Consider the following 23,255-nt stretch of genomic DNA (forward strand, 5'->3'; position numbering starts at 1 on the left):
TAATCAAGAATTAGCAAAAACTAGAGAGGAGCCCCCGATGAGCGAGATTCGCTATTGCGAGGTGAGCGATCTGGCCGACGCGCGCGAGCAGTTGGCCGACATTCGTCACCACATCCACCAACACCCCGAGCTGTCCTACGAGGAAGTCGACACGTCGCGTTACGTGGCGCAGAAGCTGGAAAGCTGGGGTTACACGGTCACGCGTAACGTCGGTGGTCACGGCGTGGTGGCCTCGCTCACTGCGGGCACGAGCGGTCGCACGGTCGGTGTGCGCGCCGACATGGATGCACTGCCGATTCACGAACAGACGGGCCTTGCGTACGCAAGCGTGCACGACGGCAAGATGCACGCCTGCGGTCACGACGGTCACACGACGGTGTTGCTTGGCGCAGCACAACATCTCGCCAAGACGCGCAACTTCGACGGCACCGTCCATCTGATTTTCCAACCGGCGGAAGAAGCCGGTTCGAACAGCGGTGCGGAGCAGATGATCGCCGACGGCCTGTTCGAGCGCTTCCCATGTGAAGCGATCTTCGGTCTGCATAACCACCCGGGCGTCGCCACGGGCACGTTCGGTTTTCGCGCCGGTCCGCTGATGGCTGCGTGCGACACCGTCAAGATTCGTATCCACGGCCGTGGCGGTCATGCGGCGCGTCCGCATTTGGCCATCGACCCGGTGGTGATCGGCAGCGGTCTCGTGATGGCGTTGCAAACCGTGGTGGCGCGCAGCATCGATCCGACCGAAGCGGCGGTCGTGACCGTCGGTACGTTCCATGCCGGTTTTGCGCCGAACGTCATTCCGGAAGACGCCACGATGGAGCTGAGCGTGCGCTCGTTCTCGGCGAAGGTGCGCGCGACGCTCGAAGAGCGCATCTGCGCGCTGGTGAAGTCGCATACCGAAGGCTTCGGCGCGAGCGCCGACATCGAGTACATCCGTGGCTATCCGGTGCTGGTGAACAGCGAAGCGGAAACGGAATTTGCCCGCAGCGTGGCCGAGGAACTGGTCGGCACGGAGCACATCATTTCGCCGTTCCCGCCCATCGCGGGCAGCGAGGACTTCGCGTACTACCTGCAAAAGGTGCCCGGCTGCTTCATTCGCCTGGGTAACGGCGAAGGCAAACCGATGTTGCACAACGCCAAGTACGACTTCAACGACGACAATCTGACCATCGGTGCCGCCTTCTGGACGCGTCTGGTCGAACGCTTTCTTGCCAAGGACCGCGCATGAGCACCGCCACGCAATCGCAATCGTTTCAGGGTGACGGCGCAGCGTCGTCATCGGCCGTGCAGATGTCGCCTGCACAGCAACGCAAGATCGTCTTTGCCGCCGTCATCGGCAACCTGCTGGAGTTCTTCGACTTCACGGTGTACAGCTACTTCGCGCTGACGATCGGCAAGCAGTTCTTCCCGGCGGACGACCCCATCACGTCGTCACTGCTCGCGTTCGCCGTGTTCGCGGTGGGCTTCGTGATGCGCCCGCTGGGCGGCATCGTACTCGGCCGTTACGCCGACCGCGCTGGCCGCAAGCCTGCGCTGACGCTGACCATCCTGTTGATGGCTGTGGGTTCGGCGGCCATCGGTCTTGCGCCGACGTATGCGCAGATCGGTCTCGCGGCGCCGCTGCTGATCGTGAGCGCGCGTTTGCTGCAAGGCTTCGCGCAGGGCGGTGAGTTCGGTGCCGCGACGGCCACCCTGCTGGAAGTGGGCGGCGCGAAGAGCCGTGGTTTCCGCGCAAGCTGGCAGTTGGCAAGTCAGGGCGCAGCCGCCCTGCTCGGCTCGGGTCTGGCGGCGAGCCTTGGCTTCCTGCTCTCGGACGACACCATGCATAGCTGGGGCTGGCGTATTCCGTTCCTGCTCGGCACGCTGATTGCGCCGGTCGGTATCTACCTGCGTCGTCACATTCAGGAAGAGCCGCCGAAGGCGAAGGCCGTCGCCGGTCGCGACGATCCCAAGCGTGCCCTGTATGTGCGCAACTGGTTCCTCACGATCTTCTCGATTGCGGGCATGTCCGTGTCGACGTACGTGATGATGTACTACATGCCGACGTACTGCATTCAGTACCTGGGTCTGCCGCCGAAGATGTCGATGCTCGCGGGCGTTGCCGCCAGCACGATCTCGCTGGTGATGTGCCCGATCTACGGCGCGTGGTCGGACAAGATGGGCAAACGCAAGCCGCTGACGATGTTCGGCCGCGTGGCGCTGATCGTGCTGCTGTACCCGGCGTTCTGGGTGATGATCAACTACCCGTCGCTGCCGGTGGTGCTGGCCGCGCTGATCGTGCTGATGCTCTGCTACACGATGGGGTCGGCCCCGGCGTATGCGCTGATGCCCGAGAACTTCCCGAAGCATCTGCGTGCGGGCTACATGTCGAGCGCCTATGCGATTTCGGTGTCGGTGTTCGGTGGTACGGCACAGCTCGCCGCGGGTTGGTTGATTCGTGTGACCGGCAACAAGATGGCTCCGGCGTGGTACATGATCGTTTGCGTGATCGTGTCGCTCATCGCGGTGTCGATGTTTGAAGAGACGGGTAACAAGGCGCTCGACGAGTAATTGCGCGGGACGCATACCGTTGTGCAGTCCCTTGCGTTCAGGTGAGGGGAAAAAAAGAACGCCACGCATGAATGCGTGGCGTTTTTCGTTGTTGACGCTGTGCGACGTTGAGACGGCGGGTGGGACACCGGCGCGGATCACGCAGCGGTCGAAGTCCTGGAGTCGACCGACGGGATCATGCGTCGAGAACGTCGGCTTTCAACTTGTGACACTCGCAGACGAGTTCGACTGTCATGTCTCCAAGCGCTTCAAAGATTGCGAGGAGGAACCGATGGGGTATTTCTCTGCCTGTGTCCGTCACCGTACAGGTCGTGAGCGCAAGAATGCGCTCGGAGAGATGGTTGAGTTTGTCGACGACTTTATGCAACAACGCCCGTTTTGAAAATTTACTTAACTTCGTCAAGCAAGCTTCTGACGGCGTCAATCAGTTGCATGTGAATTGGTGGTCTACCTTCACGGATCTTTTGAATCGTGGTCGTGTGTTCGTCTGGTCTTCCATTTATCTTGAAAATGATCACCAAATGATCACCGTAGTTTGTAACTGAAACAATCTCAACCATGACTTCCTCCTTGTGGTGGTAATAACGATTATTTCCGACTGCTTAAGCCTCGAGAATGAGGGGGATCTCGCCGTCGCTACAGCCGCTCGAAGATCGCCGCAATCCCCTGTCCGCCGCCGATGCAGGTCGTCACGAGTGCATAACGCGCGCCGGAACGCTGTAACTCATGCACGGCCTTGGTCACCATAACTGCGCCGGTCGCCCCGACCGGATGACCGAGCGCAATGGCGCCGCCGTTCGGATTGACGCGTTCCGCGTCGAGCGACATCTCCTTCAGAAATGCCCCGACGACCGAAGCGAAGGCTTCGTTCAGCTCGATTACGCCCATGTGGCGAATCGAGAGGTCCGCGCGCTTAAGCACTTCTCGCGTAGCGACGACCGGTCCGATACCCATTTGCGCGGGCAGCACACCTACGCGCGCATGGGCGACGAGGCGCGCCAATGGCCGCAATCGTCGCAGCTTCGCGTTTTGTAGCGTCGTCACCAGCACGGCCGATGCGCCATCGTTGATGCCGGACGCGTTTGCCGCCGTAATCGTGCCGCCGTCGCGACGAAATACCGGTTTGAGTTGAGCGAAATCGTCGCCGGAAGGCGCTCGTCGCGGGTAAAGGTGGCGGGCTTGCGTGACGAACCGACGTCGATAGGTACGATCTGCGCATCGAAGTAACCCGCCTCGATCGCGTGAGCGGCGCGTTGATGCGAGGCGAGCGCGATGGCGTCCTGCTGCGCCCGGTCGATGTCGTAGGACGCCGCGATACGCTCGCCGAGTTCGCCCATGTGAGCACCGGTCATCGGATCGGTGAGGCCTCCCATCAGGGAGTCGGTGGCGACGACATCGCCGGGGCGCGATCCGAAACGATTCGCCGGGAGCAGATAGGGTGCGAGGCTCATCGTCTCCGCTCCGCCGCCGATGGCGGTCTCGGCTTCACCCGAATCGATGAACTGCGCGGCCAGGAGCACGGCTTCCAGACCGGAGCCGCAGAGCCGGTTGACGGTCAGCGCACCCGCGCGCGGTGCAATGCCGCCGCCGAGGGCGACACGTCGCGCAAGGTACATATCGCTTGCTGCGGTCTGATGGACGTTTCCGAACACGACCTGATCGACCCGGTCGCCCGCGATGCCGGTGCGTTCCAGCAGTGCACCCACGACCGCACTTCCGAGGTCGACGGGCGGTTTCTCCCGCAATGTACCGCCGAATTCGCCGATGGCGGTGCGTGCGGCGTCGATGATGACGATGTCGGTGCGCATCGTGAGGCCCTCCGAATCGTGACGATCAGAGCAGTTCGGCCGAAGACCGTCGCCGCCGATTGAATCGGCACCGACCGTTGCGACCCAAAACCTCAGCTTAGGACGCGACGTCGCATCGCGCACCTGACAACGTTAACAGGAGACGAACCGGGAAGGCTCGCCACCGCGCGACTACTTGCCGAACGTCACCTCGGAATCTAGCGGATACACCGGACGATTCACGCGTGAGAACGGGAACAGCGCGTAGTTCGAACTCGTCACACCGTTGCTGTCGCATTCGACCAGACCGGCCGAGATGGGCACGAACACCGGGCGGCAGTACATGCGCGATTTGAGCAGCAGGAACTGTTCGTTGCGCGGGTCGAGCCCCACGCACGTGAACACACCGTGATCCCACGGCTCGTGCGTGCGCTCCGTCACCACAATGCGGGCTGCGCCGATGTCGAACAGCACCGTACGCCCCATGTAGCAGCGCTGACCCGTGTAGGTCGGACCCGTCACGACGTATTCGCCGTCGCTGATCTTGCGCACGATGCCGGTCAGCACCGGCGGCGTCTTGGTGATGCCCAACTGAGTGAGCGGACGTTTGTTTCCTACCGCCAGCGTGACTTCGGCACCTTCACCCGCGGCGATCAATGTCGCCACGGCCTCGGGGTCGCACAGCGGGCCAACGCCGATCCCGGTCAGACCGCCTTGCAGTGCGGCCTCCAGTACATCCATCGTGTCGCATGTGCCGCCCGACATGCAGTTGTCGCTGTGATCGAGCAGCAGCACCGGTTTGTCGGCACCTTGTGCCAGCCGCTTCGCTTCGGCAATCGACTCGTCCAACGGTGCGCTGCGATAGACGAAGCCGTCGCGCTCGTCCCATGCTTGTGCCGCGATGCGATTGGCGACTGCTTGCGCACGCGCGACACCGTCCTCACCTTCCTCGGCCGTCACCACCACGCTGATGCACGGCGCCGGAATGTCAGCGAGCGAAAAGCCCGAGAACACCGATACCGCCGGGATGCCCTCCTCGGCCTCGGCGCGGCGCGCGGCGTCCAGCGCCCGCTTCATCGCGCCGCCATGACTCGTGCTGCGCAGCGAGTGCACCATCAGCGGCGGCTGTTGCCACACCACCTTCGGGCGACGCTTGCCTGCCAGCATCTCGAACAGCAGACGCCCGGCATGCTCGCCCGTCTCGTACATATCGACGTGCGGATACGTCTTGAAGCCGACGACGATGTCGGCGTTCGCCACGATCTTCGGCGTGACGTTCGCATGCAAATCGAGCGCCACGGCAATCGGCGTGTCGGGCGCGGCGGCGCGAACACGCGCGAGCAGATCGCCTTCGCCGTCGTCGCTGTTTTCCGCGACCATCGCGCCGTGCAGATCGAGCAGAATCGCATCGACGCCGGTGGCCGCCGCCACGACGCGACGGCACAGTTCGTCATACGCACTCGCCGCCACCGGACCGCTGGGATTCGCACTCGCGGAAACGGGCGTTACCATCTGCGCGCCCGCCGCTTCTGCCAGATCGATGAACGCGGACATCGCCGTGCGCATGCCCTTGTTGTCGCGATAAGCGTCGGCATCGAACTTCGGTCCTTCATTGCCGAAGGCTTCGAGCGGCGTCGGGACTGGCGAGAACGTGTTCGTCTCGTGATTCATCCGCGCGATCATGACTTTCATGCGGCACCTCCGGCGCGTTGCAGCATCGCTTGCAGCAATACGTTGCAACCGGCTTCGAGGTGCGCCGGATCGGCGTCTTCTATCTCGTTGTGGCTGATGCCGTCCTTGCACGGCACGAAGATCATCGCCGTGGGGGCGACACGGGCGAGATACACCGCGTCGTGTCCTGCGCCGCTGATGGCGTCCATCGACGAATAACCGAGCGTCTGTGCGCCGGTGCGGATGGCGTCGACCAGTTCCGGCGCGAACGGCTGCGGCGGGAAGTACACGACCTGCTCGATGGCGACGTCGATGCCCTTCGTGCTCAGCGCGGTACACTCGGCGCGCAGCTTCGCATTGAGGGCGTCGAGCGTGGCGTCGTCCGCTGCGCGCAGGTCGACGGAGAGCGTCACGCGACCCGGAATGACGTTGCGGGAGTTCGGATAGTTGTCGACCCAGCCCACCGTGCCGCGCGCGTGCGGCGCATGTTCGCAAGCAATGCGGTTTACGGCCTGAATCAGCTGTGCCGCCGCCAGCAAGGCGTCGCGACGCAGTTCCATCGGCGTCGGGCCCGCGTGGGCTTCCATGCCGGTGATGGTGACGTCGTACCAGCGCTGGCCGAGCGCGCCCTGCACCACGCCGATGGTCTTCTCGTGCGCTTCGAGGACCGGTCCCTGTTCGATGTGCGCTTCGAAATACGCGCCGACGTCGCCCGTCTTCCCAACGGCAGACGTCTTGCCCGCATACCCGATGCCGCCCAGCGCTTCGGCGACACTGATGCCGTCGCGATCCTTCTGCGTGAGCGCGTGTTCGAGCGTGAACGCGCCCGCATAGACCCCCGAGCCCATCATCACGGGCACAAAGCGAGAACCTTCCTCATTCGTCCAGACGGCGACTTCGAGCGGCGCTTCCGTCACGATGTCATTGTCGTTAAGTGTGCGCAGCACTTCGAGGCCAGCCAGCACGCCGTAATTGCCGTCGAACTTGCCGCCGGTCGGCTGCGTGTCGATGTGGCTGCCGGTCATGACGGGCGGCAGCGCGTCGTTACGCCCGGCGCGTCGCGCGAAGATATTGCCGATGGCGTCGATGCGCACCGTGCAGCCGATCTCCTTGGCCCACGTCACGAACAGATCGCGACCCTGACGGTCGAGGTCCGTGAGCGCGAGACGGCAGACGCCGCCCTTCTCGGTCGCGCCGACCTGCGCGAGTTTCATGAGACTGTCCCACAGACGCGCACCGTCAATGCGCACTGCGGCAGCCGGTTGATCGAGACGTTCCATGTTTTTCTGTCCTTGAGAATTGCCTATCGACGCCAGCGGGGACGCCAGTCGGGCGGGCTACGCCACGCCGACGCCGAGATAACGGTCCTTGACGACCTCATCGGCGAGAAACGCCGCGTTGTCCGCGCCATACACGATCACGCCCTGCTCGACGATGTAATGCCGGTCGGCGAGCTGCGTGCAGACTTCCAGATTCTGTTCGACGAGCAGGATGGCCACGCCCGCCTGCTTGATGAGCTTCAACTGCGCCACGATCTCTTCGACGATCACCGGCGCCAGCCCTTCGACGGGTTCGTCGAGCATGAGCAGACGCGGGTGATTCATCAGCGCGCGCCCGATGGCGAGCATCTGCTGTTCGCCGCCCGAGAGTTGCGCACCGCCGTTCTTGCGACGCTCCTGCAAGCGCGGAAAGATGCGGTAGATGTCGGCGAGCTGCCACGGCGAATCGCGTCGCGCGCCGAGCTTCAGATTCTCCTCGACGGTGAGCAGCTTGAAGATGCCGCGATGCTCCGGCACGAAGCACACGCCGCGCGCGGCGATGCGATGCGCGGGCTGCCCGGCGACCGGCTTGCCCATGAAGGTGATGCTGCCCGCCTTGGGCGTCACCACACCGGCGACGGTCTTGAGCGTCGTCGACTTGCCCGCGCCGTTGCGACCGAGCAGTGTGACGAGTTCGCCGTCGCCAATCTGAAACGACACACCTTGCAGGATGTGGCTCTTGCCGTAATAGCTGTGAACGCCTGCGACGTCGAGAATCATGCGCGGCCTCCCGTGATCATGTTGCCCAGATAAGCGGCGCGCACGCGGTCGTCGGCACGAATCGCATCCGGCTTGCCTTCGACGAGGACACGGCCTTGCTGCATGACGGTGATCGTGTCGGAGATGTCCATCACGATGTTCATGTTGTGCTCGATCAGTACGACGGTGTGGTCGTCGCGCAGGCCACGAATGAGTTGCTTCATGTCGTCGAGATCGTCGATGCCCATGCCGGACGTCGGCTCGTCCAGAAAGATCGCCTTGGGACGCGCGGCGAGCGCCATGCCGACTTCGAGACGTCGCTGCTGCCCGTGCGAGAGCAGACCCGCGGCGGTGTCCGCATGACGTGTGAGCGCGAGTCGCGTGAGCACGTCGTCCACGACGGCCGCACAGGCGCGCGCGCCGTCCGCCTTGTGCCAGGTCGACAGCGCCTGACGCGGCGTCACGCCCAATGCCGCCAGACGCAGGTTCTCGCGCACAGACAGGTTCTGGAACAGTGCCGTCACCTGAAACGAGCGGGCGATGCCGCGTTGCACACGACGGTAATCGGCTTCGGTCGTGACGTCGTGACCGTCGAACATGATGCGTCCGCCCGAGACCGGCACAGTGCCCGTGAGCATGTGGAACAGCGTGGTCTTGCCCGCGCCGTTCGGTCCGATCACGGAGTGCACCGTGCGCGGAGCGACGCGCAGATCGACTCCGTGCAGTGCGGTGAACTTGCCGTAACGTTTGACGATGCCCGAGGCTTCGATAAGAGCGTCGCTCATGTCGGGTCTCCCTGCGTACTCTGTGTATCCAGCTTGTCGTTCGACGTATTGCGGCGGCCCGTGATGCGGTACCACAGCGATTCGCCCACGCCCCACAAGCCGCGATGCATGAACAGACTCACGGCGATGAGCAGCAGGCCGAGCAGCAACAGCCAGCGCGGCCAGAGCGTTGACAACCAGTCGGCGGCCAACACGTAGAACGCCGCGCCCAGCACCGAGGCGAACAGATTGCCCGTGCCGCCGATCACCGTCATCACGAGGATCATCTCGCTCGTGTGGTACTCGATGTTGGACAGCGGTGCGATGCCCGTCATCAACGCGTGCAGCGCGCCAGCCAACGCTGTGACGGCGCCGGAGATGGCAAACGCCACGAGCTTGAACGTCTTCACGTGGTAACCGATGGCTGCTGCGCGCGTTTCGTTATCGCGAATGGCCAGCAACGTGCGGCCGAACACCGAGTCCGCCACGCGCAACAACCAGGCGAAGACGATCAGGAAGATGACCGCGACGAAGGTGTAGTACTGCCACGGCGTCTCCAGCGGAATCAGCGTCTTGCCGCCAATGGCGAGCGATTTGCGCGGAATGTCGAGCAGGCCGTTGTCGCCGCCGGTCCAGTCCGTCGCGGTATAGGCGAAGAAGTAGAACATCTGCGCGCACGCAAGCGTGAGCATCACGAAGTAGGTGCCCTTCTGCCGGATGGCGAAGCTGCCCACGAGGGCCGCTATCGCCGCACCCAGCACGATGGAGGCAACGATGGCCACCGGCATCGGCAACGACCAGCGCGTGAGCATGATGCCCAGCGTGTAGCTGCCCAGCCCGAAGAAGATGCCCTGACCGAACGACAGCAGACCGGTGTAGCCCAGCAGCAGGTTGCAGCCAAGGACGGCGAGCGCGTAGATCAGCACTTCGGTGGCCAGCGTGCCCGACGAGAGCGCGACCGGCAGGATCAGCGTGACGGCGGCGGCGAGCCACCAAAAACGGTAACGTACGAGCATCATCCCCTCCCGAGCAGGCCGTGCGGACGCATGAGCAGCACCGCTGCCATCGCCACGTAGATCATGAGACGCGCGCCTTCCGGCCAGATCGTGCTCATCAGACTCTGCACGATGCCGATCACGAGACCGCCCACCAGCGCCCCGGCGAAGCTGCCCATGCCGCCGATGACGACCACCACGAACGCAATGCCCAGCGCTTCGATGCCCATGAACGGCTCTACGCCGCGCACCGGTGCGGCCAGTACACCCGCGAGTGCCGCTGTGCCTGCGCCGAGGGCAAACGCCAGACTGAACACCCGGAACACGTTGATGCCCAGCAACGACACCATCTCCGACGACTCGCTGCCCGCGCGTACTGCGCTGCCGAGACGCGTGCCTTCGAGCAACCACCACAGCACGGCGGCGAAGACGGCGGTGAAGCCGATGAGGAAGAGGCGGTACTTCGGATAGATGAAGCTGCCCCACATCACCACGCCGTCGAGGATTTCGGGCACGGCGACGTTATCGCCCAGCGGCCCCCAGATGATGATGACGGCTTCCTGCACGACGAGTGCCAGGCCGACCGTCACGAGAATGTGGAACTCGTGCGCCTTCTCGTAGATGTGCGAGAGCAGCACCTTCTCGGCAATCCAGGCGAGCGCGCCCACGACGATGGGACACACGATGAGGGCGAGCCAGAACGACATGCCCCATTGCATTGCCTGATAGCAGAAGTACGCGCCGAGGAGATAGAAGGCACCGTGCGCGAAGTTCACGAAGCGCAGCAGGCCGAAGATGATCGATAGGCCGACGGCGAGCAGGAAGTACAACATCCCGATCCCGACGCCGTTGATGACTTGGAGCAAGTAGACGTTCATGCGCGTCCCGGAGAGCTTTGGAGCAGACGTGGAACACCTTGTGCCGTGCGAGTTGCGCAGCACAGACGACACATGCGGGGACGACGTGCGTCCCCGCGAGCGACAGACTTCAGATAGCGTAACGAAGTGAAACGGCGTCAGGCCATCTTGCACTCGGTCTTGTCGAGCGGCAGGAACGACTTCCCTGCACTCACGATGTCGGCGTAGTCGTCGGCGTTCTTCATCTTCGCCTTCGCCTTGCCCTTGAGCAGGTAGTAGTTCTTGAGCACCTGATGGTCACCCTTGCGAATCTCTTCCGGTCCGGTGAGACCGTCGTACTTCAGGCCCTCCATCGCTGCGATGACCGCCTTCGGATCGGCGCTCCCCGCCTTGACCATGCCGTCGAGCATGAGCTTGGTGCAAATGTACGAACCGGCAAGGCTGTAGTTCGGGTTCTGCTTGAAGCGGTCCTGCGTGCGCTTGACCAGATCGAGGTTCAGCGGCGAGGCCACGGCGTGCCAATACTGCGCGCCGAAGTACACACCGTCGCACAGATCCGCGCCGAGCGTCTCGAACTGCTCCAGACCCGAGGCCCAAGCCATCAGGATCGTGCAGTTCTTCTTCATGCCGAAGCTCACGGCCTGACGCAGCGTGTCGGACGACTGCGAGCCGAAGTTCAGGATCAGCAGCACGTCGGGCTTCGCGGCAGCGGCGTTCGTCAGATAGCCCGAGAACTCCTTTTCGGTGAGCGAGTGATAGCTGTTGCCCACGTGCTCGATGCCCTTTTCCTTGAAGATGTTCTTCGCGGCGGTGAGCAAGCCTTCGCCGAACACGTACTGCGGCGTGATCGTGTACCAGCGCTTGGCCTTCGGCATCGACTCGATGAGCGGACGCACCGTCTGCTCAATCGCACCGAAGGTCGGCACGGACCAGCGGAACGTGGCGTTGTTGCAGTCCTTGCCGGTGATTTCGTCAGCCCCGGCCGTGGTGATGAAGATGCCACCGGCCTTCTCGACCTCCTTGCCCATGGCGAGCGCTTCCGAGGAGAGAATGCCGCCAGCGAAGAAGCGAGCGCCCTTCTGCTGCGCGATTTCCTGCACGCGGCGAATCGCCGTTGCGGGTTTACCTTCGGTATCGAGCGTGGTGTAAGCGAGCGGACGGCCGAGCACTTTGCCGTACTGCTCGACGATGAGCTTCATGCCCAGATCGGCGAACTTGCCGTTGGCGGCAAACGGTCCCGACATGGGCACCGGACACGCCAGTTGAATGGCCCCGGTGCTTTGCGCGAACACGTCGCGAGCGGTGAATAGAGAGCCGGGCAGAGAGGCCGCGGCGGCGAGCTTCAACAGTTCACGACGATTCAATTTGGTCTCCATTCGGGGAGCAATCGTTCATGGGGTCAAACGCCTTTTTCCCTATCCGTCATATTTATTATGATAAATAGGATGGATTGGATCGTAGGTATAATGATTTTCCGTGTCAATCGGAAAAAATTCCGATCCGGGACAACCCGGAAAGCAAGACACGACGTGCGTTCACCGCTGCGGTGACGCACGTTTCAAGTGCGAACAGACTCCTGAGGCGCTACATGGCATTGGATGCACAAACGGTGCGAGAGCCGTTGGAAATCAAACAACAAAAGCGGGGCGATCTGGTCGCCGAAGCCATCAAGCGTCTGATCACGGAAGGCAATCTGTTGCCCGGCGATCGTCTGCCGCGCGAAGTCGAATTGCAGCAGATGTTCGGCGTATCGAAGAGCACGATTCGCGAAGCGCTCAAGTCGCTCGAAGTGCAGGGACTCATCAAGGTGAGCACCGGGCCGTCGGGCGGTGGCATGGTCGTGGAAGTGCCGCTGGAGCGTACGTTCCAGCTCATGCAGAACTATCTCTTCTTCAAGGAAGTGAGCATCGACGACATCTATACGGTGCGTCAGTTGCTCGAACCCGAACTCGCCGCCGGTGCAGTGCCGCATCTGACGCAAGCCGATTTCGCTGCGCTCGAGAACAACATGTCGTGTTGCAGTCCGGCGTCGCACGATCGTCGTGAGTTGCTACGTCAGCGTCAAGCCGATGTCGACTTTCATGACATCCTCGCGGCCGCCAATCCCAACAGTTTCCTGCGCTTTACGTGCGAACTCGTCAACGAGATGATTCGTCAGCTGATCGTATTCGGCAACGAGACGCCGCGTCGCGAACACGAGAAGTTCGGCACGGCCAACGTCAACATCCATCGCGAGATCACGGATGCGGCGCGCGCTGGCGATGCCGAGCGCGTGCGCGAACTCATGCATTTCCACATGCAGGAGGCGCGCACTTACATCAAGCGGATGAACGGTAAGCTGCGCGGCCGTCTGATTCTCGATTCGGATATCGCCGACATGCAGCAGCGGGTGCGCTCGCAGTTGGGTGCGAATGCTGCGCCGGTCTCGCGCCGCAAGCCAACGGCGAAGACGGAGAAGATCGCGACGGCGGACGCCGCACCGGCACCGAAGCGCATGACGCGCAAGGCGACGGGCGAGGGCATGGTAAAGAAGGTCGCGACGAAGAAGGTAGTAACGAAGGCGCCGGTTGCGAAGAAGGCCGCGACGAAATCTGCCGCGAAGACGGCAACGTCGCCCAAAGCGCGCACTGCGCGGCGCACCTCGTCAAACTGAAACGGTAGGCAGTGCAGCGCGCAGCATCACGTCAGCACTGCCGCCGGTTGCTGTTGCGTGCAGCAGTGAATGCCGCCGCCACGCCGGGCGACAGCGCGTAACGGCAACTGCACGACGCGTCGCTCGGGAAACGCCTGCTGCACGATGGCGCGGGCATGCGCATCGGCCTTCGCGTCGCCGAAGGACGCCATCACCACACCGCCGTTCGGCAGGTAGAAGTTCACATACTCCGGCGCGAAGTCGGCATCGCTCGCGAGATCGACGGGCAGCGCGTCGAAGTCCGGCGCACGTAGCAAGCCGATATCGAAGTGCCTTCCCCGGGCGTCTCGCGCGAGTAGCAGGGCTTTCAGATTTTCACGCATTTCCCTCGCCCGCTCGTCGTCACCTTCGGCACCCGTCGCCAGCAGCACGCCGGGACGCACGAAGCTCGCGATGCCGTCGATATGCCCATCGGTGATCGTATCGAGTACCGATCCCGGCAGCCAGACGACTTTCGTCACGCCGAGCCAATGACGAAACACCGCGTCGGCTTCGCTGCGCGTCAGACCCGGGTTGCGGTTCTCGTTGAGGATCGATGTCTGCGTCACGACCAGCGTGCCGTCACCGTCGACCAGCAGCGATCCGCCTTCGGCCACGATGGGTGCGAGCGATGCGGTCATCGGTGTCCTCTCGTCAAGCGCATGCGCCACACGCTGCGCGACCTTCGCGTCGGCATCGATGCATTGCATCCTCGGCTTTCCCCAACCGTTGAAGTTCCAGCACAGCGCGTGCGGGGTGAGGGCGTCGTCGAGCAGAAAGGTCGGGCCGGTGTCGCGCATCCAGTGATCGTCGACCGGCATGGGGTAAAGCGTGACGTTATCGGGCAGGGCGCGACGTGCTTCGTCCAGGTGTGCAAGATCGACGGCGACGCGTAGCGGCTCGAACAGGGCGATGGCGTGGGCGATGCGGGCCAGTTCGCTCAGGAGCGGCTGGCGCTGCGCGGTTGAGATGACTGAGACACCCGGCCACGCCATCCAGCAAGCGGCGTGCGGATGCCACTCCGGCGGCATGCGCCAGTGGCCGATGGCGTTCGTGCCTGCTGCGAGGGACTTTCCGGAGGATGCCGTCATGATTCGCGTCGCCGTGAGGAAAAGTGCCGCCAGTGTAGGCGGCGCACGCGCGCTGCGATTGCCCTCAGAGGGCTGCCGGTTCAGCCAGATGGACGGTGAGGCGCTTGAGTGCACGCACTTGACGCAGTGCGACGCGCAGATCGCCAGTCGAAATTAGGCCGATGCCTCCCTCGTCGTCGCTAAGCGGCTGACCGTCGCGCTCATAGACGACCAGTGCGCCGATACCGATCGACGTGTTGTACAGCTCGTGCCACGAGAACATGACGGTGTAGCCGTCCGCGCCCTGTGCGAGCACATACGCTCGCGTGAAGTCGCGGGCCTGTGGTAGACGCCATTGCGCGACGTCGAGCAGCGCCGTGAGCCGCACGCCCTTGTACTCGCTCGCGCTGCGCACTTTGCGACCGGACAGACAGACGACGTCGAGCGGCCCGGTCAACTGCGTGGGCAGGCGCATGAGTGCGCACAGATCGAAGGAGTGACGGCGTTTGACACTGCCCGAGACGACGACTTCGCGCGACGTGTGCAAAGCCGTCGCGGGCGGTGGCACAGATGTCGGTGAGAGGCCGGTCGGCGCAGGACTGACGAGCGTGAGCGGTGCGCCGAGGTTCGCGCGCAAGGGGTCGATGGGCATGGTGGATTCGGTGTGTCGGCCTGGGGGAGCCGGTCGCCCCAATATAGCGGCCGACCCCGGCGCAGACATACGAAGTCGCTGATAGCGGCTATTCGCGGCGCAAAAGCACGGAAAAAAGCCGGGCCGAAGCAGGCCCTGCATAGGCTCACTACTGCCGATGGGCGTCACGCACCGCACCGCGACGCCCGCAAGCATCAGCTGCCGTAGCGGGCAGGGCGTGTCGCCCCGGCGATTTTACCGGTATGACGTGCGGCGACCTCCGCCAGCGTGGCGCGCGCTTCCTGCACGTCCGCCAGCGTCTCGCCACCTTGCAGGGCGTCGAGCGCGTCGCGCAGCACGGTCATGCATTCGGCGTCACTCAGCGTTTCCGGTGCGTTGCCACCGCCCAGACGCAACAGACTGTGCGCGGCGCGCAGCGTCAGCATGGGCGATGCCTGCGCCCGCGCGATTTGCAGCGCGTGTTCGAGCCACGGACGGATCGCGTCGTCGGCGTGATGTCCGGCACGCAGGAAGTTTCCCTTCTGACGCAGGAACTCCGCCTGCCAGTGCCCGTCGCTACGACGCGCCGACAAGTGCGCGCCGCGCTCAGCCGCATGCAAACCGAGTGCGATATCGCCGGTGCCCGCGCACGCTTCGACGAGCAGACCGAAGAACATCCCTTCAACGCCACCCATTGTTTCGCTGAGCCGACCGACGCTGTCGGTAATGCGCTCCAGACCGTTCACATCGCCGCGCGACGCGAGTGCCCACCCGCGAATCGTCTGCCCGGCGAGCGCCCAGAGGGCCACGCCAGCCTCGGACGCCACTTCGGTCGCCTCGCTCGCCAGCGCTTCGGCGGGCGCGACTTCGCGGCGCAGACGTCGCAGCATCGCCGCGAACACCAGCGCAAAGGCGAACGAGTATCGGCGGCCCTGCTGACGTCCCATCGCCAACGCTTCTTCGCTCGCGGCGAGCGATGCGTTGTGGCGCCCTGTGAACCAGTAAGCCCACGAGAGGAACGACAGGCCCGTAATGCGCGCGTCTTCGCCGAGGCCGGTGTCGGCCTGTTCGGGGCGGTAGTGCGCCAGACCGGTTTCCAGTGCCGTGATGGCCCCGCCGAAGTCACCGTGGCAGCACAGGCTATTGCCCAGCGCGTAGTACGCGTGTGCGAGCAGCGGTGAGGCACCGGCTTGCTCGGCAATCAGGATGAGCTTGCGCGCGAGTTCCACGCTGCGCTCGAAGCCGCTCCACGAGCTTGAACCGAGCCACAGTCCCCAGTACACGGGGAAAAGCGTGACGTCGTCGCCCATTGGCTGTGCCAGCGCCAGTGCCGTCTCGAAGTTGTGACGCGCAGGCTCCGAGCCGTAACCGTGCAGGGAGACGAGCGGCACGCCCAACGCCATGCGCAGTTGCAATTCGCGCGCGGCGGTCTGTGCGCTGGTACCGGTCTGACGCAGCACGTCGAGCGCGCTCTGATAGTGGGCACACGCCTCACGAAATGCCTGACGGCCGGTCGCGTACTCGCCCGCAAGGCGGTAGTGCTCAATGGCGGCGTCGGGTTCGTCCGCCTGACGGAAGTGCCACGCCAGCACTTCGGGTTCGGTCTGAACGGAAGCGTGATCGCGCATCGCCAGTGCAATGCGGCGGTGCGCGTCTTGTCGGCGCTCTTGCGGCTGTGCGTCGTACGCGGCTTTATGCAGCAGCGCATGACGGAAGACGTAGCGTCCGAAATCCTGACGCTGCACGAGGGCGCAGGCGACGAGCGTGTCCAGCGCGCGCTCGACGAGCGCCATCGAACGGCCGCTCGCGGCGGCCAGCAATTCGGCGTGAAACTCATGGCCGAGGCACGACGCGAAGTGCGCCACGGGCTTGGCGCTGCCCGCCGCGTCGATGCGCGCCATCATCAGTTCCTGAAGGCTCGCGGGCATCGGCATGGTGTTCACAGCGTTGCGTCCGCCTTGTTGCGCGGCCGTCGCGCGTGCCAGCTCCTGAAGGAACAGCGGCACGCCTTCGGCCAGATGCACGATGCGCTCGCGCATGGCGGCAGGCAAGGCGACGCGCGGCGTGGCGGCGCGCACGATGGAGGCTGCCGCCCCCGCATCGAGCGGTGCGAGATCGATACGGCGAAGTCCGACGGTATGCCGCCAGGGCAACTCGAATTCGGGGCGCGCGCCGACGATCAGCAAGCGTCCGCCCGGCGCATTCTCCGCCATCACGGCGAGCAATTCTTGCGTGGACGGATCGGCCCAGTGTGCGTCGTCGAGCGTAATCACACCGCCGTCAGGCAATAGCGCGGCGAGGAGTGTGGGCGCTTCGTTGAGCACAGCCTGCTTCCACGCATGCGGCACATTGCCGTCGGCGTGCATGTCGAACAGCGCGCGCAGACGCCTCAGGGCGAGCAGCGCGGGTTGGGGCAACTGCGAGGCCTCGACCGTCGACTGGGCACGCAGCCAGCGCGCGATCGGATGGAACGGCGTGCCTGCACCGTCCTGTGCGCAGGCGAGATCGATGGAGCGCAGACCGCCCGTCTCGACGAAGTGACGCACGAGCGCTGTCTTGCCGATACCGGCTTCGCCGATGACCAGCGCCAATACGTCGTGGCCGGTGCTGGCGTCGCGCATGGCCGCATGGGCGGCGGTGAGTTCTGCCAGTGCGGCATCGCGACCGAAGAGCGTGGCCGCTCGGCGGCGCGAACGACGCTCGGGGGTGGGATCGGGATTGACGCGAAAGACCGGAATCTCGCGATTGCCGTGACGCTCGCGCACGCTGCCGTGCGCCGTTGTGGCAATGGCAACACCGATGAGGCGCTGCGTGGCGTCGCAGATCACGACTTCGCCGGGCAACGCCATGTCGGCGAGCTGCGTGGCCGAGCGCGAGACGCGACCGCCCGTGTCGGGACTGTCGTCGGCTGCCGAGCTGATCACGAGGCCTGTGTGAACGCCCACACCGATGCCAACGCGTACGGTGCTCGCTTGCACGCAGCGCATGGCGGCTTCGACGGCATGACGTCCTGCACCTTCGAGTGCCGTGGGGTAACCGAAGTAGCCGAGCAGGCCGCCGGTCGGGGTGCGCAACGTGTAGCCCCACGACTGTCGCAGGATCGTTTCGCACTGCACGAGGGGCGGGCGCATCATCGCGACGAGCTGGTCGGGATCGTCCACGCCATTGGGGGCGAGTTCGATCGCGACGACGGTGATCTGGCGGCGCTCGGGGCCGGTCGCGCGCTGCTCCATGCGCGCAGGCGGCGTCTCGAGCAGTTGCGTCAGCGCGTCGCCGGGCAATTCGCCGAGTTCTTCATGCAGGATGTCGCACAGACGGCGGTATTCCGTCTCGGCGTCGTCGCGACGTCCGGCGCGTAGCAGCAGCGCGATCAGGCAATGCCAGCCGGCTTCGTCGAAAGGGGCCAGCGCTACGAGCTGACGCGCGTGAGCCAGCGCCTGATCGAGATCGCCCAGACGAGCGTAACCGTCCGCAAGCAGACGTTCGCCGAAGACACGGCGGCGCTGATATTCGTCGCGTTGCAGTTCGATCCACTGTTCGAGATCCGGCGTGTCGCGCACCGAAAGGCCGTGAAGGAACGGCCCCTGATATAGCGCGACGGCATCTGCCAGATGCTGGAGGTGCGCCGCGAGATCGAGTCCGGTGACGCCGTCGAGCGTGCGGTTCGCCTGCTCGATCATGCTCGCGAAGACATGCGCGTCGATCCACAGCCCGGTTTCCGGACGCAGACGCACGACCTGACGATCGGATTCGAAGAGTTCGTCGCCGAGGGTGTCGCGCAGATGGAACAGCATGCGCTTGAGCTTGTCGCGACCGCCCTGGCCGTCTTCGTCGGGCCAGAAGAGGTCGGCCAGCGCGCCGCGTGTGTGATAGCCCGGTTGCAGGGCGAGATAGGCGAGCAGGCCGCGCGCTTTCGTGTATTTCACGGCGCAGGCCTGTTTGCCTTGTTCGACCCGCATCGGTCCGAGCAAGTAGAGCGATCTGTTGGCTTGCATTGTCCTTGGACGGCAAATAAGCAAAACCGGCGGGGCCGCGGGGGCATGCGCCGGTATTGCGAATTTCATGATGTCATCCCGTCGGCATGCCAACGAGACGCCAAGGCCGTTCCGGGGGGGCTCCGGCCGAATGCTTTAGGTATTACATACCGAAGTATAAACAGGTGTCTTAATTCCGTCGGAAATACCTTAAAGAATCGGTAATGAATACCCAGGGTGTCATGCGCGCGCCACGGTGATGTGCGGGGGTGTCCGGAACCCTCAGGCGGGGGCTTGCCAGATGGTCGCATCGGCGGCGTCGATGCGACGGGGCAGTAGCCCCGCCTGCGTGAAGACGTCCGCAATGCGCTGCTGCTCGGCGACGGCGTCGCGCACGACCGGCTGCACGTCGTAGCTACGGCGCTTGTTGGCGGCTTCCACGGTGGCGACGTCGAGTCCCCATACCGGCGACAACTGAGCCGCCGCCCCGCGCGGGTTGGTGCGTACCCACTGACCGGTCTCGCGCAACGTGCGATAGACGTCGCGCAGCACGGCGTCGTGATCGCGTGCGAAGGCGGGCGTGGCGAGGTAGTAGCGCTGATAGCCAGCCAGTCCGCGTGCGGTGGTCAGCGTGCGCACCTTGTCCTGGCGCTCGACGCTCGCGAGGAACGGATCCCACGTCACCCAGGCGTCGACATTGCCGCTGGCGAACGCCGCACGGCCGTCCGCCGGAGTGAGGTAGGCGGGCTGCACGTCGTTGATTCGCAGACCAACGCTTTGCAGTGCCGCGATGAGCAGATAGTGCACGCCCGCGCCCTTCGTCACGGCGATGCGCTTTCCCTTGAGATCCGCGAGCGTCTTGATGGGTGAGTTCTGCGGGACGAGAATCGCTTCGGCGTCCGGCGACGGGGTCTCGCGCGCGACATAGGCGATGCGCGCCCCCGCCGCCTGGGCAAACACCGGCACCGTGTCCGCGACGTCCGCCGAGAAGTCGATGCTGCCCACGTTGAGCGCTTCGAGCAGTGGCAATCCGCTCGTGAATTCGTGCCACGTCAGCGTGACGTTGTGCGGGGCCAGCGCCTGTGCCAGCGTGCCGCGCGCCTTGGCGAGCACGATGAGCGTCGACGACTTCTGATAACCGATGCGCAGGGTGAGCGGCGCGTTGGCCGCGCGTGCCTGACCGCTGTGCGTCAGCACACCGGCCGCCCCCGCGATGCCCAGCGCGTTGAGCGCACCGCCCGCGAGCATCGCAGTGCCCGCGCGCTGAAGGAAACGTCGGCGCGCAGGGGGCAGCGGCGAAAGAGTGGTGTCGTCTGTGTTGTCGACGGCGGCAAGGTGGGCGGGATCGGGCTGGCGGGTCATGAGCGATGCTGGGTGAGGGCGGTGGGTGGGAGCGCAAATGCGGCGCGTTGCGCCGTCCCCACTTGTATCGCGACGCATCGTGCACGCGCCAATAAGCGATTCGGCTTTGCTTAGCGACGTCATTGGCATATCGATAGCGACTGGCGTGCTTGCGGTGGGGCCCCGAGAGGAAACGTACTCGAACGCGGCGATATCGTCAGTCAAAACCGCCGCAATGCCCTTCAAGCCCGTAAATGGCGTGGAAGTCTCGTATTCGTTGCGTCTTCACCCTTAGTGAAAACCCTGCGTTTCAGGGGCGCGAGACGACCAATAGCGATTACAGGTCGACGAAGCAATCTGAATGCTTTCATCGCCTTACCGAACATGCGCACCGAACTGGTGCGAACGTGTTACGACGTATTACAAAAAATCGAGTGATTTCAGTGAGTTACCGCGGTGCGCGCACCTTGTAATGAAAATCATTCTTATTTATATTCGCGCCCCAGATCACTCCTGTGACGTTGTGCCGTCGAGCACGCATTCGTACTCACTCGTTCCGTCGTACTTCAATCACCATGATGCAACGCAAGCCGCTGGCTCTGGCGATGATGGCGATCTTCGCCACGCCGCTCGCCGTCACCTACGCCTCGAATGCGATGGCACAAAGCACCGCACCGAACGCGCCCGTCACCAATACTGCGACCCCGGCGGCCACACCCGCCGCACCTGCTGCCTCCGCCCCTGCGGCGGCGCTGCCGCAAACGGAGGTCTCCGGCACGTCGATTCGCGAAGAGTACATGCGCGATATGTCGACGGCCGGCGGCAAAGTGCCCACGGCGATCCGCGACATTCCGCAAACGGTCACGGTCATCGACAAGGCGGTCATGCAGGCGCAGGGTGCGACGTCGTTCGCCGATGCATTGCGCAACTCCCCCGCGATCACGCTGGGCGGCGCCGAGGGCGGGCAGATCGGCAACAACATCAACCTGCGCGGTTTCAACGCGCGTACGGACATCTATCTCGATGGCTTCCGCGACCGGGGTCAGTATTATCGCGACACGTTCGATCTGGACGCCATCGAAGTGCTCGAAGGCCCGTCGTCAATGCTGTTCGGGCGCGGATCGACCGGGGGCGTCATCAATCAGGTGAGCAAGCAGGCGAACCTCAAGCCGTTGAACGAAGTGTCGGGCACGATTGGGACGAACGACCGGTATCGCGGCTCGTTCGACTTCAATCATCCGCTCTCGGACACGGCCGCGTTCCGTATCAACGGCTTCGGTCAGGACATTCACTCCACGCGCGACGTGCTGTACAACCAGGACTGGGGTGTCGCGCCGACGCTCAAGCTCGGTATCGGCACGCCCACGGAAATCACGCTCTCTGCGCTGGTCCAGCACAACCGTGACATGGCGGACTATGGCACGGTCGGTTTCAACGGCAATCCGCTGCCCATCTCGAAGAATCAGTTCTACGGGCTGACGACCGACCGCACCGTGCAGGACGTGGTGAGCGTTACGGCCAAGATCGAGCACAAGGTCGACGACAGCCTGAAGATCACGAACCAGACGAACTACAGCCGTTATTCGATCGATGCGATCGAGACGTCGCCGCACGCGGTCGGTATCTCCAACGGCAAAGGCGGCTTTACGACGCTGCCGACCGGGCCGACGCCGGGATTGCCTTCGTATTCGCTTGATCAGCTCTCTGTCCAGTTGCAAAGCCACGACCGTCAGATCACCGACACGGCGCTGTTCAACCAGACCGACGTGGTGAAGAAGTTCGATACGGGACCGATCAAACACACCCTGATCGCCGGTGCCGAACTGGGCCGCGACACGTACGAGAATCAGGCTTATCTGCGCACGGGTGCGGGGCAGGCGTCGGGCTTCCTTGGATGGATTCCGGCGAACAGCACGGCGTACCTCGCCAGCCTGCCGAACGTCACGACGTCGACCGGCAACCTCGCGCAAGGCTCGGCAGAGACGGTGGCGTTCTACGCGAACGACACGATCGAACTGAACAAGCAGTGGAAGATCATCGGCGGTCTTCGCTGGGACCGCTACAAGGCGCAGCTCTCGAACTCGATCAGCGCACCGGGCTATGCGACGCAGACTGTCAATTACACGAGCGTGCGCACGGGGGTGATCTATCAGCCGAGCGAAGCGCAGTCGTATTACTTCTCGTACGGCACGTCGTTCAATCCGTCGCTTGAGACGCTGACCGTCACCAACAACACGCAAGCGTTGCCGCCGGAGACGAACGAATCGTTCGAAGTCGGCAGCAAATGGAATCTGTTCGACGACAACCTCTCGATCAACACGGCGCTGTTCCAGGTCACGAAGAACAATGCGCGCACGCAGACCGGCACGAGCGGCGAGTACAGCGACGCAGGCAAGGTGCGCATTCGCGGTGCGGAAGTGAGTGCGACGGGTCACATCACGTCGAACTGGCAAGTGATGGGCGGCTACATGTTCCTGAACTCGCAGGTCGTGCAGGCCAACGACGGTACGCAGGGCAACGTGCTCGCGAATACGCCGCGCCACTCGCTCACGCTGTGGTCGACGTACACGCTCGGCCACTGGGAAGTGGGCGGCGGCATGAACTACATGTCGATGCGTTACGCGGCGAACACCAACCTGATTCGGGTGGGCGGCTACACGCGTTGGGACGCCACTGTGGCCTATCATCAGCCGAAGTACGACATTCGCTTCAACCTGCTCAACGTGTTCAACAAGACGTATTGGGATGGGCTGATTCAGTCGGATGGCGGACGCGCGACGCCGGGGATCGGACGCACGGCGCTGCTCACCGGGACGTATCGTTTCTGAAGCTTCTGACCGTTGCCCGGGAAGGCTGAAGAGTGGCCTGAGCGCTGTTCGTCAAGCCATCCCGCGAAGCACAAAATGACGCACAATACGAGGCGCGA

General features: G+C 63.9%; 16 protein-coding genes and 2 pseudogenes. 5 read left to right on the forward strand and 13 right to left on the reverse strand.

Going from position 1 to position 23,255, the window contains the following annotated elements; genetic code table 11:
- Positions 1-37 precede the first annotated feature (37 nt).
- The 3 genes from PCO31010_RS08245 (at position 38) to PCO31010_RS08255 (ending at position 2,932) form a co-directional block, all read left to right on the forward strand.
- A complete protein-coding gene (locus PCO31010_RS08245) occupies positions 38-1,228 on the forward strand; it encodes a M20 aminoacylase family protein (RefSeq protein WP_150663832.1) in 1,191 nt (396 codons plus the stop codon).
- Entirely contained in the window at positions 1,225-2,550 is a 1,326-nt protein-coding gene (locus tag PCO31010_RS08250) for an MFS transporter (RefSeq protein ID WP_174984503.1), read from the forward strand. The genes PCO31010_RS08245 and PCO31010_RS08250 overlap by 4 nt, the downstream gene beginning before the upstream one ends.
- Before the next feature lie 67 nt (positions 2,551-2,617).
- Entirely contained in the window at positions 2,618-2,932 is a 315-nt protein-coding gene (locus PCO31010_RS08255) for a hypothetical protein (protein ID WP_150663833.1), read from the forward strand.
- Between the two features lie 4 nt (positions 2,933-2,936).
- Here the strand turns inward: PCO31010_RS08255 and PCO31010_RS26605 are convergent, their stop codons facing one another.
- From PCO31010_RS26605 to PCO31010_RS08295, 9 genes and pseudogenes are all read right to left on the reverse strand, one after another.
- The gene (locus PCO31010_RS26605; RefSeq protein ID WP_174984506.1) at positions 2,937-3,110 is read right to left on the reverse strand and encodes a hypothetical protein; all 174 of its coding nucleotides are present in this window, start codon (positions 3,108-3,110) and stop codon (positions 2,937-2,939) included.
- A 76-nt stretch (positions 3,111-3,186) separates the two neighbouring features.
- A pseudogene (locus tag PCO31010_RS08260) lies at positions 3,187-4,358 on the reverse strand (acetyl-CoA C-acyltransferase).
- 171 nt (positions 4,359-4,529) lie between these two features.
- Complete coding sequence (locus PCO31010_RS08265; RefSeq protein ID WP_150663834.1) at positions 4,530-6,029, reverse strand: M81 family metallopeptidase; 1,500 nt, start codon at positions 6,027-6,029, stop codon at positions 4,530-4,532.
- Positions 6,026-7,288, reverse strand: coding sequence for a Zn-dependent hydrolase (locus tag PCO31010_RS08270; protein WP_150663835.1), 1,263 nt, complete (start codon positions 7,286-7,288; stop codon positions 6,026-6,028). The genes PCO31010_RS08265 and PCO31010_RS08270 overlap by 4 nt, the downstream gene beginning before the upstream one ends.
- Before the next feature lie 57 nt (positions 7,289-7,345).
- Positions 7,346-8,047 (reverse strand): ABC transporter ATP-binding protein, encoded by a 702-nt coding sequence (locus PCO31010_RS08275; protein WP_150575063.1) that lies wholly within the window; start codon positions 8,045-8,047, stop codon positions 7,346-7,348.
- Positions 8,044-8,811 (reverse strand): ABC transporter ATP-binding protein, encoded by a 768-nt coding sequence (locus tag PCO31010_RS08280; RefSeq protein WP_150663836.1) that lies wholly within the window; start codon positions 8,809-8,811, stop codon positions 8,044-8,046. The genes PCO31010_RS08275 and PCO31010_RS08280 overlap by 4 nt, the downstream gene beginning before the upstream one ends.
- Positions 8,808-9,806: a branched-chain amino acid ABC transporter permease gene (locus tag PCO31010_RS08285; protein ID WP_174984598.1), complete on the reverse strand. Its 999-nt coding sequence runs from the start codon at positions 9,804-9,806 to the stop codon at positions 8,808-8,810. Before PCO31010_RS08285 ends, PCO31010_RS08280 begins: the two co-directional genes overlap by 4 nt.
- Positions 9,806-10,663 (reverse strand): branched-chain amino acid ABC transporter permease, encoded by an 858-nt coding sequence (locus tag PCO31010_RS08290; RefSeq protein ID WP_150663837.1) that lies wholly within the window; start codon positions 10,661-10,663, stop codon positions 9,806-9,808. The genes PCO31010_RS08285 and PCO31010_RS08290 overlap by 1 nt, the downstream gene beginning before the upstream one ends.
- 137 nt (positions 10,664-10,800) lie before the next feature.
- Positions 10,801-12,006, reverse strand: a complete 1,206-nt coding sequence (locus PCO31010_RS08295; protein WP_150664189.1) for an ABC transporter substrate-binding protein — start codon at positions 12,004-12,006, stop codon at positions 10,801-10,803.
- A 224-nt stretch (positions 12,007-12,230) separates the two neighbouring features.
- Between PCO31010_RS08295 and PCO31010_RS08300 the strand changes: the two are divergent.
- Positions 12,231-13,043, forward strand: a pseudogene (locus PCO31010_RS08300) (FadR/GntR family transcriptional regulator); the annotation flags it as partial.
- A gap of 278 nt (positions 13,044-13,321) precedes the next feature.
- Here PCO31010_RS08300 and PCO31010_RS08305 read toward each other — a convergent pair.
- From PCO31010_RS08305 to PCO31010_RS08320, 4 genes are all read right to left on the reverse strand, one after another.
- Positions 13,322-14,404 carry an agmatine deiminase family protein gene (locus PCO31010_RS08305; protein WP_150663839.1) on the reverse strand — a complete coding sequence of 361 codons (1,083 nt, stop codon included), beginning with the start codon at positions 14,402-14,404 and terminating at the stop codon, positions 13,322-13,324.
- A 64-nt stretch (positions 14,405-14,468) separates the two neighbouring features.
- Complete coding sequence (locus PCO31010_RS08310) at positions 14,469-15,035, reverse strand: molybdopterin-dependent oxidoreductase (protein ID WP_174984509.1); 567 nt, start codon at positions 15,033-15,035, stop codon at positions 14,469-14,471.
- Positions 15,036-15,229: 194 nt separating this feature from the next.
- On the reverse strand, positions 15,230-19,009 hold the full coding sequence (locus PCO31010_RS08315) for an AfsR/SARP family transcriptional regulator (RefSeq protein WP_174984512.1): 3,780 nt from the start codon (positions 19,007-19,009) through the stop codon (positions 15,230-15,232).
- A 261-nt stretch (positions 19,010-19,270) separates the two neighbouring features.
- Positions 19,271-20,236 (reverse strand): aliphatic sulfonate ABC transporter substrate-binding protein, encoded by a 966-nt coding sequence (locus PCO31010_RS08320; RefSeq protein WP_150664190.1) that lies wholly within the window; start codon positions 20,234-20,236, stop codon positions 19,271-19,273.
- A 668-nt stretch (positions 20,237-20,904) separates the two neighbouring features.
- Here PCO31010_RS08320 and PCO31010_RS08325 point away from each other — a divergent pair.
- Entirely contained in the window at positions 20,905-23,157 is a 2,253-nt protein-coding gene (locus PCO31010_RS08325; protein ID WP_150663842.1) for a TonB-dependent receptor, read from the forward strand.
- Positions 23,158-23,255 lie beyond the last annotated feature (98 nt).

The organism is Pandoraea commovens (assembly GCF_902459615.1).
Taxonomy (GTDB): domain Bacteria; phylum Pseudomonadota; class Gammaproteobacteria; order Burkholderiales; family Burkholderiaceae; genus Pandoraea; species Pandoraea commovens.

What these genes read in the sequence shown, in the direction of transcription:
- PCO31010_RS08285 (WP_174984598.1), bottom strand. Translation starts at nt 9,806, where the DNA reads ATGCTCGTACGTTACCGTTTTTGGTGGCTCGCCGCCGCCGTCACGCTG.
- PCO31010_RS08315 (WP_174984512.1), bottom strand. Translation starts at nt 19,009, where the DNA reads ATGCAAGCCAACAGATCGCTCTACTTGCTCGGACCGATGCGGGTCGAA.
- PCO31010_RS08255 (WP_150663833.1), top strand. Translation starts at nt 2,618, where the DNA reads ATGAATGCGTGGCGTTTTTCGTTGTTGACGCTGTGCGACGTTGAGACG.
- PCO31010_RS08265 (WP_150663834.1), bottom strand. Translation starts at nt 6,029, where the DNA reads ATGAAAGTCATGATCGCGCGGATGAATCACGAGACGAACACGTTCTCG.
- PCO31010_RS08310 (WP_174984509.1), bottom strand. Translation starts at nt 15,035, where the DNA reads ATGCCCATCGACCCCTTGCGCGCGAACCTCGGCGCACCGCTCACGCTC.
- PCO31010_RS08325 (WP_150663842.1), top strand. Translation starts at nt 20,905, where the DNA reads ATGATGCAACGCAAGCCGCTGGCTCTGGCGATGATGGCGATCTTCGCC.
- PCO31010_RS08320 (WP_150664190.1), bottom strand. Translation starts at nt 20,236, where the DNA reads ATGCTCGCGGGCGGTGCGCTCAACGCGCTGGGCATCGCGGGGGCGGCC.
- PCO31010_RS08270 (WP_150663835.1), bottom strand. Translation starts at nt 7,288, where the DNA reads ATGGAACGTCTCGATCAACCGGCTGCCGCAGTGCGCATTGACGGTGCG.
- PCO31010_RS08250 (WP_174984503.1), top strand. Translation starts at nt 1,225, where the DNA reads ATGAGCACCGCCACGCAATCGCAATCGTTTCAGGGTGACGGCGCAGCG.
- PCO31010_RS26605 (WP_174984506.1), bottom strand. Translation starts at nt 3,110, where the DNA reads ATGGTTGAGATTGTTTCAGTTACAAACTACGGTGATCATTTGGTGATC.
- PCO31010_RS08280 (WP_150663836.1), bottom strand. Translation starts at nt 8,811, where the DNA reads ATGAGCGACGCTCTTATCGAAGCCTCGGGCATCGTCAAACGTTACGGC.
- PCO31010_RS08290 (WP_150663837.1), bottom strand. Translation starts at nt 10,663, where the DNA reads ATGAACGTCTACTTGCTCCAAGTCATCAACGGCGTCGGGATCGGGATG.
- PCO31010_RS08305 (WP_150663839.1), bottom strand. Translation starts at nt 14,404, where the DNA reads ATGACGGCATCCTCCGGAAAGTCCCTCGCAGCAGGCACGAACGCCATC.
- PCO31010_RS08245 (WP_150663832.1), top strand. Translation starts at nt 38, where the DNA reads ATGAGCGAGATTCGCTATTGCGAGGTGAGCGATCTGGCCGACGCGCGC.
- PCO31010_RS08275 (WP_150575063.1), bottom strand. Translation starts at nt 8,047, where the DNA reads ATGATTCTCGACGTCGCAGGCGTTCACAGCTATTACGGCAAGAGCCAC.